Consider the following 13134-nt stretch of genomic DNA (forward strand, 5'->3'; position numbering starts at 1 on the left):
GCCGTGCAACAGCCGCCAAAAGACGTCAGTTGCTTTCTGCGTTAGCATGTGGAGCACAAGATCCATAACAGATTCAGGCCGGAGGTTCCTCGTGTCCCGATTATCCCTAGCTACCGCCCTCCTCTCTTCACTGGCCGTGGCCGGACCTGCCCTTGCGCAGCCCGCCACCGACTCGGCACTACTCGAGCAGATCCGCCAGGACGTGTCCGCAGAGCGGATTGAAAAGGATATCCGCACCCTGGTGGGCTTCGGCACCCGCCACACCCTTTCAGAAACGGACTCAGAAACCCGGGGTATCGGCGCCGCCCGGCGCTGGGTACATGACGAATTTGAGCGTATCAGTGCTGCATGCGGCGGCTGCCTGGAAGTCTATTACCAGTCGGAGTTCTTCGAGGATGAGAAGCGCATCCCCGAGCGCACCGAGGTGGTCAATGTGATTGCGATCCAGCGCGGCACCGTGGATCCGGGACGCTATGTGATCATGTCCGGCGATATCGACTCGCGCGTATCCGACGTGATGGACTACACCTCGGATGCGCCGGGCGCGAACGACAATGCCTCAGGCCTCGCCGGTGCCATTGAGGCCGCACGGGTACTGAGCAAGCACAAGTTCGCCGGCTCCATTGTCTATGCCGGCCTGTCCGGCGAGGAACAGGGACTGTTCGGGGGCCGCATCATGGCCGCCCAGGCCAGGGAAGACGGCTGGCGCATTACCGGTGTGCTGAACAATGACATGATCGGCAATATCGAGGGCATCAACGGTGTAATCAACAACACCACCGCGCGGGTGTTTATGGAAGGTACCCGCATGAACGAGACCGCCGATGAGGCCCGCGCGCGCCGCTTCTACGGTGGCGAGGTGGACTCCCCCTCCCGCAACCTGGGGCGCTATGTGCACCGTATCGCCGAGGACTACATTCCCAACCTGGATGTGATGATGATCTATCGCCTGGACCGCTTCGGTCGTGGCGGCCACCATCGCCCGTTCAATGACCTGGGCTATCCCGGCGTCCGCATCATGGAGACCAACGAGAACTACAACCGCCAGCACCAGGATCTGCGCACCGAGGATGGCATCCGCTACGGCGATGTGATCGAGGGGGTAAACTTCGAGTATGCCGCCAAGCTCACCGGCCTCAACGCACTCACCATGGCCGCCCTGTCCAGGGCCCCGGCGCCGCCCGCAGATGTCACCATCGAGGGTGCGGTATCCCCCGACACCACCCTGAAATGGAAAGCAGCCGGCGATGGCAATGACGATGTCCTGGCCGGCTACAAAGTCTACTGGCGCCTGACTTCGGAGCCCACCTGGACCAACAGCCGCTTTGTCGGCAAGGTGGATGAGTACACCCTGGAGAATATTGTGATCGACAACTACTTCTTCGGTGTCGCCGCCGTAAGCAAGGACGGCTTCGAGAGCCCGGTGGTTTTCCCCGGCCCCGCCGGATCCTTCTACCTGGATGGGTCAAAACGGGACTGAGTCTCCACAGCCTGATACCCTCCCGTATCCCCTGCCGCGCCGGAACTGCGCTCGCGCGGCAGGGGCACCTCTCCCATACTTCCCCCATACTTCTCCCGCACTTTGCCTCACCGGGACCGCCCTCCCCCCCCTTGCCAGACAATCACAGCTGCCACCGGGCTCACCCGCTGGATTGATGACTATCATTGGGAAGTGTCACCCCGCCCGCAGGAACCGCCCTGCGGGTATTGCCATTTGACGCGCCCTTTGGGCACCCCTGTGACAGGAGAAAGCTTTATGGGAACCGGACCAGTCACCAGAGGCAACAGGACAGTCCATCACGCAGTCGCGATAATTACCCTGCTGCTGGTCACTGCCGGCGCCAATCTCACCGGCTGTGGTAAAGAGGACAATGGTCACGCCGCAAAAGAGGATACAGCGCCGGCGGAGCAGCAGGAGGCGACCAGCGGAAGCGCCGAACAAGCGGAAGCCGACAAAGGCACGGGCAACGGGGCCGGACTCACCGATGAGACGCTCGAGGAACTGATTTCCCGCTCTTACCAGTACGTCGCCATGTACAACGTGAACAACAAGTTTGCCGAAAGCCAGGGAGGATGGAACACCTGTGTAGCCGACACCCAACTGAAAGACCATACCATGCGGGACATCGCACGGCCGAATAATGACACGCTGTATATAAGCTGCCTGCTGGACCTGCGCACTGAACCAGTCGTTCTCAATATACCGGCATTCAATACCGACTATGCCTCATTGATGATCACCGGCTATGACCATTACGTGAACATCCCGCTCAGTTCCCGTGAGGGTCACTTCAGTGAACCACAGAAAACACTGATCTACAGTGCGCGGACGGAGGGATATGACGGCACGCCAGTAGACGGTATCGACCAGGTATTTGAAGCCACCGGGGACTTCGTCTCCGCGGTCTTTCGTGTAATGCCGCACAGTAACGAACCGCAGCGCTTCCAGGAAATCACCGGGCAAATGCAATCCATCAAGCCGGTCACCCTCAGTGAGTACCGCGGAAATCCCCCCAAAACCAGGCAACCCGTCGACTTTCCAGCCACCGGCGAGACCGATATAGCCATCTTCGGCGACAACCTGCTCGAAGTGATGCAGTTTGTGTTCAACCACACCACCTTCGATCCTGACAACCCACTGGACCAGCGCTTGCTTGCCATCTACAAACCGCTCGGTGTGGAGCCCGGCAGGGAATTCGATCCCGAATCTGTAAAAGAACTGGACGGTGAACGCACTCGCGCCATGGCAAAGCGCATACGGGAAGAGTGGCTCACGAAAATGAATGACCCCGAGCTGATGAATAAAATGCAACCGAGGATGTTCCAGCCAAAGGGGGAAACCGACCTGGAGACGCTGCTGGCAGTATCCATTTACGGCCCCATTGGCGTGCCGCGCGAGGAGGCCGTCTACCCGACAGTCGATTCAAGCGACGGCGAGCCGCTCAATGCGATGCACGACTATGTCGTCCGCATGGACAAGGACTCGCTGCCCCCTGCCGGGGCCTTCTGGTCGCTGACTCTCTACGACCTGGACAATGGCTTTTTCATCCCCAATGAGCGCAAGAAATACAGCGTGGGCAAGAACGCGGGCATGAAGCTTAATGAGGAGGGCGGTATCGATATCTATATCGCCGCGGAGAAGCCAGAAGGGGTGCCCGATGAGAACTGGTTGCCCATCGAGCGCAAAGACATGAACCTCAACCTGGTGATGCGAATTTACGAGCCCGACCTGGAACAACTGAAGGAGTGGTCACCGCCCTCCGCAGAGAAGCTTTCCGACTGAAATCGCGGCGAACAGCGCCGGCAAACGGGGACGCGGATACCGGGCTGGCGCCCGGTATCCGGAGCCCTCAGGCAGGCTCAGTCCCGGTTGGGGACCTGGCCTTTCCCGTCACCTTCCAGGGTCTCGCTGGCACGCACCCGATGGAAAACCGCGTACAGCACCGGTACGGCGATGAGTGTCAGCACCGTCGCGAAGCCCAGGCCGCCCATGATCGTCACCGCCATATCCGCGAAGAAGGCATCGAAGAGCAGCGGTGACATACCCAGGATAGTAGTCACTGCCGCCAGGAACACCGGCCGCAGTCGACTCACACTGGCCTGTTGAATCGCGGTCAGGCGCGGCAGGCCCGCATGGGTCTGTATCTGGATCTCATCCACCAGTACCACCGCGTTCTTGATCAGCATACCCGACAGGCTCAGCACCCCGAGCAGCGACATAAAGCCGAACGGCAGGCCGGAAGTGAGCAGGCCGATGACCACCCCCACCACCGACATGGGCACGACCAGCCAGATAATCAGCGGCTCGCGCCAGGTACCGAACAACAGGATCGATACCAGGATCATGATCAGGAAACCAATCGGCAAACCCTTGCCCAGGGACTGCTGCGCTTCCGTGGAACGCTCATACTCGCCGCCATACTCCAGCTTGTAGCCGGGGGGCAGTTGCATACCGTCGGTCTCACCACGAATTCTCCCGAAGGCTGCCATGGCGGTCACGCCCTCCGGTGCATCACCGCTGATGGTAATCGTGGGGACGCGGTTGCGGCGCTGGATCAGCCCCTCCTCAGCGGTGGTTTCAAACTCCTCCACCAGCTGTCCGGCGGGAATATAACCCCGCTCATTGGGGCTCCATACCAGGCGGTCCGGTAACGACCCCACCCTGTTCCGATCCCCCTCGGGCAGGCGTGCAACAATCGGGATAATGCGGTCGCCGCTCTCAAACTCACCGACCCGGTAGCCCTGGGTGGCGAACTGCACCGTGCGGCTGATGTCCGCCCCGGTTACCCCGGCAACCCGGGCCCGTTCCTCATCGAGCTGCGCGCGGATTGTCGGCTCGCGCCCGCGCCAGTCGTGGCGCACATCCTCCAGCCCCTTTTCACGGAACAATTGCTCCACGTTACCGGCCATCGCCCGCAGCTGCTTGAAATCGGGGCCGGATAGTCGCACCTCGACGTCGGCACCACCGCCCGGACCAAACACAATGCGCTTGAAAGTCACCAGTGCATCCGGGTTCGCATCGCGCAACTCGGCTTTCGCCCGCTCAATCAGCACCGGGATCTGCTCGCGGCTCTCCGTGCGCACGATCAACTGCCCGTAGGAGGGGTTGGGTGGCTCTGGCGCATAGGTAAGCATAAAGCGGTCTGCGCCGCGCCCGGTCACCGCGGTGACGGAAACCACGCTGTCCTGCGACTGCAGGAATTCCGTCGCTTCCTGCAGGGCGCGGTCGGTGCGCTCAATGTCACTGCCCTGGGGCAGGTGATAATTCACATAGAAGAGCGGCGCATTGGAATTGGGGAAGAACCCCTGCTTGACGAAGCCGAATGCCCAGTAACTGACTACTGTCACCGCCACCAGGACCGCGATGGTCAGCCCGCGCCGGCGCATTGCCCCGGACAGGGCATTGGCATACATCTGGTAAAAACGACCACGGTACGGGTCATCCGAATCGGAATCCTTTCCCGGCCTGAACAGGTGATAACCCAGGTAGGGCGTGATGGTAATCGCCAGTACCCAGCTCAGCAGCAGCGAGATCCCGATAACTGCGAACAGGGAGAACAGGAACTCACCGGTGGCATCATCGGAGAGGCCGATACCGGAAAAAGCCATGATGCCGATAATGGTTGCGCCCAGCAGCGGCCAGAATGTCTGGCGCACCACCCGCGCGGCGGCGTGCTCGGGCTTCTCTTTCTTTTCCACCCCCATCAACATGCCCTCGGCCACTACAATGGCGTTGTCCACCAGCATGCCCATGGCAATGATCAACGCCCCGAGGGAGATCCTCTGCAGGTTCAGCCCCAGCAGGTTCATGATCAGGACAGTTCCCAGTACCGTCAGCCCCAGCACGGCGCCGACCACGACCCCCGAGCGCCACCCCATAAACAGGCACAGCACCAGGATCACGATCACCACCGACGACACCAGGTTGAACAGGAAGCCGTTAACACTGTCGGCCACCACCCGGTGTTGTTCGTAAATGGGGAATATCTCCACGCCGAGCGGCAGGCCCTGCTCCAGCTCCGCCAGTTTCTTTTCTACCGCCGTGCCCACGTCGACGATATTGGTGTCCTGGCCGCCGGCGATCCCGAGCAGGATCGCAGGCTTACCGTTGTAACGCGCAATAAAATCCGGGTTCTGCTCATAACCGATGGAGACATCGGCAATATCCCGCACGGCAAGCATGGCCGTGGAGCCGGGCACGCCGACCAGGATGTTGCGGATACTTTCCAGGTCATTGGCCGGGTTGTCCACCACGATACGTGTGCGCAGGTCCTTGCCTTCGATCTCACCCACCTGCTGGATGGAACTCTCTGCCTGCAATACCTGCGACAAATCGTCGAGGGAGAAACCCAGTTGCGCCAGCCGTGATTCATCGATATCGAGGAAGGCAACCTCATCAATCACCCCGGAACGGGAAACCTTGGCCACCCCTTCCACGGTCAGCAACTCACGGCGAATGGCCTTGGTGATGTCGCGCATCTCGCTTTTCGAGAATCCGTCCCCGGTGATGGCGTAATAAATCCCGAATACCTCACCAAAATCATCGTTCACCACCGGCGGCATTGCCCCACGGGGCAGTTGCCCCTGGGCATCGCGGACCTTGCGGCGCAGCTCATCCCAGATCTGGGGCAACTGGTCCGAATCGTAGTGATCCTCGATTTCCACCCGGATTTCCGACATGCCCGGCCGGGAGGTGGAAGTAATATCCTTGAGTTGCCCGAGTTGCTGGATGGCCACCTCGAGTTTTTCCGTGACCTCCTCTTCCACCTGGCGCGCACTGGCGCCCGGGTATGCAGTGAATACCCGCGCCTCCTTGATGGTGAATGCCGGGTCTTCCAGGCGCCCGATGTCGGCAATGCCCCAGAGTCCACCCAGCAGGCAGATCAGCATCAGCAGCCAGGCGTAGACCGGCTGCCGGATAAATACCTCAGATATCTTCACCGCAAGTCCCCCTGAAAATCCGCTTACTGCTGCCGGCCGTTACCGGCATAGTTCCTCACCTTCGCACCGTCGTAGAGGTGCTGCCCACCGGCGGCCACCAGCCGGACACCGGGCTGCAGGCCCTCGGTCACCTGGACGGTATTACCGTCAGTGGGGCCCAGTGCCACGTTAACCCGGGATACGGTGAGGTTTTCATCAATTTGCCAGACATAGGGGGTGCCATCGGCGTTGGTCTGTACCGCGGACAGGGGCACGCGCATCTCCCCCTGCGCCTGCTTCAGGCGCAGCTTTACCCGCGCCGTCATGCCGGGCAGTATCTGCACGTTTTCCGGGCGCGGCATGCCCAGCTCTACCAGGTAGGTCTGGGTGACACTATCGGCTTCCGCCTGGTGCTCGCGGTACTCAAGCGGGAATTCCTGTCCGGGAAGGAATTCGAAGCTGGCGGTAATGGACTCCACCCGGTCGGCATCGATGGTGGCCAACAGCTTTTCCGGTACCGAGACCTGGACGCGCACCTCCGATACATTCTGCAGACGCACAATGCCCTGCCCCGGCTTCACGTTGGTGTAATTCTCCACCAGCTGCCGGGTTACCAGTGCATCAAACGGGACGGACAGCCTGGTATAGGCCAGTTCCTGCTGGGCATTTTCCAGCGCCACCTGCGCCAGCTCGTAATTGCTCTCGGTTTCATCCAGCTGTTGCGCGGAAATCATGTCCCGTTTTTCCAGGGCCCGCTGACGCTTCAGGGTCTTCTCCAGCAACTGCACATTGACCCGGGCTTCTTTTACCCGGCGACGGAAATCCGTGGCATCCAATGCTGCAATGAGCTTGCCCCTGGGGATGATCTCACCCTCGCTGAACTTCACCTCCTCCAGTTTGCCCCCCACCTGGAACGACAGGTCCACGGTCTGCACCGCTTTTACCCGGCCGGCAAACTGGCGTGACGTAACATCGCCGCTGCTGGAGACGGTGGCGATCTTCACCGGCCACACGCGCTCCGCTTGCTCCTGCCCTGCCTCCCTGTCACTGCAGGCAGCGATTGTCACAATCGCCACGAGCGCCACCAGCAAGCGGCTGGCTTTACCAAAAAATTCCATATTCAGGTCCCACAAGATCATTGGATAAAAAATCGGAAAATGGGCGGGAGCCCACAGTCAGTCGAGCTCTTTGCACATAGCCAGCAACCGCTCACGCAACCGGTCGATCGCAGGATCGCCCGGCTCCATCACGCCGAGTACGCGGCCGAGGAAAATACCCCGTGCGGCGGACAGCAACAGCAGCGCAAGCTCGGGATCGCCGGACTGATCACAGACCTCCCGGCGCACCCGTGCCTCCTTGGCCTTGATCGGCTCCAGCAGCGAGGGATCTTCGGCCACCGCGGCAATCAGCGAGCGCGGCAGGCCCTCATCATTCTCCATCAGCGCGAACATGCACTGGACCCGCGCGGCCAGTTCGCTGCCCGGCCCCTCACCGCACTCGAGGCGGATAGCCTCTTCCTGCTCGATAGCGGACTCGAGCATGGCCTTCAGCAGCGCCTGTTTGGTGCGGAAGTGATGCAACAGGCCGCCCTTGCTCAGGCCGCACTGCGCGGCTACCGCATCGAGCGTGAGCTTGCGCGCGCCCTTCTCCCGGATCACCTCCTCGGCGGCCCGGATAATGGTGTCTTTGTCGACTCTGGACACGTGACCCTCCAGACACTTTCGGTCAAAACCAACCAACTGGTCGGTATGGTAGCAGTGCGAATCCGCGCGTCAATAGACAGAATGTGACAATGCGCCGCCACCAGCAGTCCCTGACGCGGTATTCCCCTCTTATAGCGGGGCAACGCGGGGCTGACCTGCCATCCGCGCGCCCACCAATGGCTATGCTTGGGTTTCAGTTGTGTAACTTCAGCATCCTTGAGGCGGTCCCCCCTTGGGCTCGGCAAAGAACACGCTCGGATTCAACGGCACTTGGTCTATGGCCGTCGGCGGCATGATTGGCGGTGGGATCTTCTCCACCCTCGGGGTTGTCGTCGCGATAGCCGGCCCATGGGCCTGGCTCAGCTTCCTGGTGGCGGGGCTGATCGCCCTCGCTGCCGGTTACAGCTATGCCGGCCTCGCCGTGCATTACCAGGAAGGCGGCGGCGCCTTTACCTTCCTGAACCGGGTGGGGGCGCACCACCTGGCCGGTAGCCTGGTGTGGGTACTGACCGCCGGTTACGTGCTGACCAACGCGGTATATGCATTTACCTTCGGCCAATACCTTGGCCATGTGGTCGACCTGGGGGCCTGGTTCCCGCGGGCAGTCAGCGTCGCGGTCATGCTGGCATTCATCGGCCTGAACCTGCGCAGCGTCGGCGAGGCCGGCGGCGTGGAAATATTCCTGGTCTGGGCAAAGCTGCTGGTGCTGGCGGGTCTCGCCGCCTGGGGGCTCGCCCAGTGGGACCCCCCAATGCTGTCGCGCGGCTTGCCCGATGCGGGACTGACGGCCGCCATATTCGGCGCGGTCTCAGTATTCATGGCCTATGAAGGCTTCCAGCTGATCAGCTACGACTACGAGGCGATCGACTCTGTAGAACGGACGCTACCCCGGGCCATGCTGTCGGCAATCGCGGTGGTGATCGTGGTCTATATACTGGTTGCCGTGGGGACGACGATGCTGATCGGTGCCGACCAGGTTGTCCGGCACGAGGAGGTTGCCCTGGCCTACGCCGGCCGGGAGGCATTAGGGCTTGCGGGGCTGGTGATCGTCACCATCGCCGCCGCCTTCTCTACGGGGTCTGCAATCAACGCGACCCTGTTTGCCACCGCCCGCCTCACCCACCGGGTAACCCGCGGGGGGCAATTCCCGGCGTTCCTCGATCACAGGAACAGCTTTGATGTGCCCGACCGTGCGGTAATTGCCCTGGGCACTGCTGCCGCAATCCTGGCGGCGATAGGAAACCTGACTGCGCTGGTGGAGGCCGCAAGCCTTGCCTTCCTCATTACTTTCGCCGTGGTCTGTGCGCTGGCATTCCAGAAATCCGCAGGGCACCGTGCAATCACCGGCTTTGGCGCTGTCAGCGCGGCTGTCGCCGCCGTCGCGTTAATGAAAGAACTGCTGGAGACCTCGCCCATAGCCCTGCTCATGCTGGCGCTCCTTGCCCTGGTAGCGGTCTTCGTCCGCCCATGGATCCTCAAGCATGTGGAAACCCGGTCGCCGGACGAGGAGAACAGCAGTGCCGGCAACAGGGATTGACGCCGGCCTGCGGGATGCGGTGATTCGGAGGTGGCCGTACTGCATCGGAATAGAGAGCCCAACGAGCGCAACCAGGCCGCCCCGGGACCAGGCCCGAACCATGCCATTCATATCCCCATCCGGGCAGTGGCGGCAATTCACGTAGTTGCGGCCATGGCTTAAGCACCTGTCCCACCCGGCGACGGAACTGTTAACATCAGGGCCTGTAAGCAACGCACGGGTCCATACGCAATGCCCCACCGCCCCTGCCCCTGCTGCTCAGGTAAAACCTTTGGGCAGTGCTGCCAGCTCTATCTTTCCGGCAAGGCCTACCCCAACACTGCCGAAGCCCTGATGCGCAGCCGCTTCAGTGCCTTTGTAACCGGCAATTTGCCCTACCTGCGCAAGACGTGGCATCCGGACACCTGCCCCGACCTGTCGGCCGACGACCTGGACACACGCTGGACACGGCTCGAGGTGGTTCGCAGTAAACGGGGCCTGAAAAAATCGATAGTCGAGTTCCGGGCCTACTTCGAGGGTGAAAGCGGTGAGCGGGAGATGCACGAGATCTCACTGTTCAGGCTTTACCGGAAGCGCTGGGTGTATGTGGAGCCGCTGCAGGAGTGGCCGTGAGTAGTAGCGGGAGAACAAATTAAGGCGCTGCGGGTCCGACATGGACGCAACCGGATAACCAGGACAAGTGGACGTGAAAATGACTTCCAGGGCCGGACGCCCGCTCGCACTGCTGTTAACCGCACTGCTGGCCGGCTGTGCCAGCAACGAGATAGTACTGCCAGGCTACCAGAACCAGCCCACCACAGACCCACTCAACTGTGAGAGCTACTCCCTCGCCCACGACGCCAGGACCCGGCGCGACGGCGACTTTACCCTGATTCTGACGTTTTCCGGCGGCGGGCATCGCGCCGCTGCCCTCGCCTACGGTGTCATGCTGGGCCTGAGGGAAATCACCATTACCACCACACAGGGAAAGCGCCAGAGTCTCCTGGATGAGGCGGACATGATCAGCTCGGTGTCGGGGGGCAGCTTCCCGGCGGCCTACTATGGCCTCTACGGTGACCGGATTTTCTCCGACTTCGAGGGCAGCTTCCTGCGCGCTGATGTATCCCGCAGCCTGGTAAAGCGGTTGCTGGACCCGTCGGCCCTGCTCGGTGAGCGCAACCGCACAGACCATGTCGTCAGCTATTTTGAGGAAACACTGTTCCGCAACAAGACATTCGCCGATCTGAAACAGGCAGGCGGCCCGCTGATTGTGATCAACGCCACCGACCTGGGGCGGGGAGTACGGTTCTCTTTCCTGCAGGAATACTTCGACCTGCTGTGCTCGGATATCGACAGCTACCCGGTTGCGCGGGCTGTCACCGCTTCTGCCGCAGTGCCACTGGTGTTCAATCCCGTGGTACTGAGGAACTTCGGTAACTGCCGTCCCGCATGCCAATCCATGGAGCTGCTCCAGGCGGCACAACAGGATCACGAGTCAAGCCAGGTTCGCGAGCTTGTCCGCGACTTGCAGAGCTATGGCGACGAGCAGGCGCGGCCGTTTGTCCACCTGATCGACGGCGGTATTACCGACAACCTGGGGCTGATGGCCATTTACGAAATGGTGGAAATTACCGGGGGCGCCCCCGAGTTCATCAGGCGACTGCGCGCAAAGGCGAATCCGAACCTTGCGGTGATCACAGTGGACGCCGCAACCAACGCGCCCACCGTCATAGAGCAGTCGAGCCGGCCCCCGACGGTGAAAGACACCATAAACGCCGTTACCGATGTCCAGCTGCATCGATACAACGCCGCCACCATTGACCTGATGGGGGACCGGCTGGAACGCTGGACCGGGGAACTCGCGGCCCAGGGCATCAATGTCACACCGCACTTTGTCAGGATTGGATTCGGCAACCTGCCGGAGGCCGAGCGTCGCTACTTTGACAGTATCCCGACCGGCCTGTCCCTCACCGATATACAGGCAACCACACTGATCAACACCGGGCGCTCGTTGCTGTTCAACAACCCGGACTTCCAGCGACTGGTGCAAGCGGTGGGCGCGCAGATTCCCGACACGCCTGTACCGGTAGCCGGTGCGGCTTCCCTGCCGGCACCCGGAGCAGGGAACGGCAACCAGTAGAAATCTGCGGTAGCCGCCACCGTCGCGCTCTTTCTTATCCGGGCCCGTTACAGGCAGGCACATGCCAACCCCCTGTGACCCGGGCGGCATGGGCCTCTAACTTTTCCGCAGCGCCGGGTGCTTTCTGAACAGCCTGCCCACTCCGGGAGCGAAACGTTTGCAGGCAGCTTCCCGGGCATTGGCCAGCATGTGTCTGGCCTTGCACTCGTGGGCTTTCACCTCAATGGCATCCCGCAGTGGCTGCAGGCTGTCCGCTAGCAGGTTGGCGCGCGGCGTTACGCATACGGTATTCGCGCCACTGCCTGTATCCACTGCAACAGCTGCGGGAAGAATCATCCCCAACATCGCAATCACAGAGTCCGCAGTGACGCCTGTACCCTGGTATACATCCGGCATCCAGGGGTAATACGCATGACATCCTTGAAATTCCTCCTCCCATTTTCATGGTCTCCTGCCCCCTGCCGGCACGCCCGACAGGAATCGAACCTGGCCCCATGGATTTCGATGAGCCAGGCTCAGCCAGTCAAGCGGTGGGCACATTAAATACGGATAAAATTGACCCGGTCCGCAGTCCGGTAGCCGCGACCGAGCAAATACTGCATTGCCAGGTGACGATCCACCGGGGCAACCTGGCTGATCACAACACGCCCCGGCAGGGTGCGATTGCAATTTGCCCAGGCCAGGAAACCCACCAGGGACTCACGACTGGGCGTTGGTTGCAGAACCTGTAAAACCGTGACGGGAAACTCCCGCAAGAGTCGCTTCGCCGCAATATAGTTCGTTGCGCCAAGACATCCCTGCTCGAGACGGGCACCGATTATCAGCCTCATATTGATACCCTCCCTCCTCCGGGATTTCCTCTTCGGCCAGGCACAGGGTTCAAGCCTGTGAGGTCTCCCGCAAATACGAATGCGCTTTACAGGCCCCGCCATATAACGGAATTGATTTCCGGACAACGGCCCACAGGCCAGTTCCCAGTGCACTTTCTGCCAGACATAAAAAAACCCGGATGGCGGGAAGCCAACCGGGTCCTCAAACCTTTTGCCCAAGTATCCGGTCGGCACGCAGCCAACCAGAATGGCCTGCTACGCAGTCATTTGTTTCCCATCAGTTTCCAGGATCTTACTGAAGCTACCTGGCCGGGACACAACATCCCGGGGCAACGCGCAGATGCAGAAGCAGCACCCTGACTTCCGGGCTGCCTCCTGTGATTGCTGTTGACGTTGCGCTATCGACACTGTTGTCTCCTCATTACGGGGCAAGGCCACTGCCTTCACCTCCTCCCCGGACGATTGCGCCGGTACTGCTACCCTGCGCCAGGACTTCTTTTAAAACTATCATGAAACGGAGCATAT

General features: G+C 61.1%; 9 protein-coding genes and 1 pseudogene. 5 read left to right on the top strand and 5 right to left on the bottom strand.

All coding sequences use genetic code 11. From position 1 onward, the window contains the following. The first annotated feature begins 91 nt into the window (after positions 1–91). Both LVD11_RS09440 and LVD11_RS09445 read left to right on the top strand, forming a co-directional pair. The gene (locus tag LVD11_RS09440; RefSeq protein WP_237058326.1) at positions 92–1480 is read left to right on the top strand and encodes a M28 family metallopeptidase; all 1389 of its coding nucleotides are present in this window, start codon (positions 92–94) and stop codon (positions 1478–1480) included. Between the two features lie 276 nt (positions 1481–1756). Further along, positions 1757–3283, top strand: coding sequence for a DUF1214 domain-containing protein (locus tag LVD11_RS09445; RefSeq protein WP_237058333.1), 1527 nt, complete (start codon positions 1757–1759; stop codon positions 3281–3283). Between the two features lie 77 nt (positions 3284–3360). Here the strand turns inward: LVD11_RS09445 and LVD11_RS09450 are convergent, their stop codons facing one another. The 3 genes from LVD11_RS09450 to LVD11_RS09460 are packed head-to-tail and all read right to left on the bottom strand — an operon-like array spanning position 3361 to position 8123. Next, positions 3361–6441, bottom strand: coding sequence for an efflux RND transporter permease subunit (locus LVD11_RS09450; RefSeq protein WP_237058336.1), 3081 nt, complete (start codon positions 6439–6441; stop codon positions 3361–3363). Between the two features lie 23 nt (positions 6442–6464). Further along, positions 6465–7538, bottom strand: a complete 1074-nt coding sequence (locus LVD11_RS09455; RefSeq protein ID WP_237058338.1) for an efflux RND transporter periplasmic adaptor subunit — start codon at positions 7536–7538, stop codon at positions 6465–6467. A 57-nt stretch (positions 7539–7595) separates the two neighbouring features. Further along, on the bottom strand, positions 7596–8123 hold the full coding sequence (locus LVD11_RS09460; protein WP_237058340.1) for a TetR/AcrR family transcriptional regulator: 528 nt from the start codon (positions 8121–8123) through the stop codon (positions 7596–7598). A gap of 232 nt (positions 8124–8355) precedes the next feature. Between LVD11_RS09460 and LVD11_RS09465 the strand changes: the two genes are divergently transcribed. From LVD11_RS09465 to LVD11_RS09475, 3 genes are all read left to right on the top strand, one after another. Beyond that, the gene (locus tag LVD11_RS09465; RefSeq protein WP_255775525.1) at positions 8356–9660 is read left to right on the top strand and encodes an APC family permease; all 1305 of its coding nucleotides are present in this window, start codon (positions 8356–8358) and stop codon (positions 9658–9660) included. 231 nt (positions 9661–9891) lie between these two features. Beyond that, positions 9892–10272, top strand: coding sequence for a YchJ family protein (locus LVD11_RS09470; protein ID WP_237058344.1), 381 nt, complete (start codon positions 9892–9894; stop codon positions 10270–10272). A 79-nt stretch (positions 10273–10351) separates the two neighbouring features. After that, a complete protein-coding gene (locus tag LVD11_RS09475) occupies positions 10352–11779 on the top strand; it encodes a patatin-like phospholipase family protein (protein ID WP_237058346.1) in 1428 nt (475 codons plus the stop codon). 96 nt (positions 11780–11875) lie between these two features. Here the strand turns inward: LVD11_RS09475 and LVD11_RS16995 are convergent. Together LVD11_RS16995 and LVD11_RS09480 are read right to left on the bottom strand one after the other, a co-directional pair. Next, positions 11876–12190: pseudogene (locus LVD11_RS16995) on the bottom strand (RtcB family protein); the annotation flags it as partial. 128 nt (positions 12191–12318) lie between these two features. Further along, positions 12319–12609: a hypothetical protein gene (locus LVD11_RS09480; protein ID WP_237058348.1), complete on the bottom strand. Its 291-nt coding sequence runs from the start codon at positions 12607–12609 to the stop codon at positions 12319–12321. Positions 12610–13134 lie beyond the last annotated feature (525 nt).

It is taken from the genome of Microbulbifer sediminum, from assembly GCF_021729035.1.
Taxonomy (GTDB): Bacteria; Pseudomonadota; Gammaproteobacteria; order Pseudomonadales; family Cellvibrionaceae; genus Microbulbifer; species Microbulbifer sediminum.